Annotated in this window: 1 protein-coding gene; it reads right to left on the bottom strand. The window is 71.8% G+C overall.

Features of this window, described 5'->3' with window-relative positions; genetic code table 11:
- Positions 1 to 238 (bottom strand): ketoacyl-synthetase C-terminal extension domain-containing protein (locus QQM72_RS40810; protein ID WP_399080465.1); only part of this gene is annotated, 238 nt, incomplete at both ends.

The following is a 238-nucleotide window of genomic DNA, read 5'->3' as shown; positions in this document are numbered from 1 at the left end:
ACCGCCCCGCCTGCCCCACCAGGGATGCCGCCGAGGCGGCGGACACCACCAGCGGCACCACACCGTCGCCGACGTCCACCATCGACTCAGGCACAGACTCCACCGGCGTCACGGGCTGCTCTTGCGGGGCCTGTTCCAGGATCAGGTGCGCATTCGTCCCACTCACACCGAAGGACGACACACCAGCGCGGCGCGGCCGGCCGGTGTCGGGCCACTCCCGGGACTCGGTCAGCAGCTC

Origin of the sequence: Streptomyces zaehneri, from assembly GCF_032248645.1 — a bacterium.
GTDB classification, from domain to species: domain Bacteria; phylum Actinomycetota; class Actinomycetes; order Streptomycetales; family Streptomycetaceae; genus Streptomyces; species Streptomyces coriariae.
This window is presented reverse-complemented; position numbering and strand designations above follow the sequence as displayed.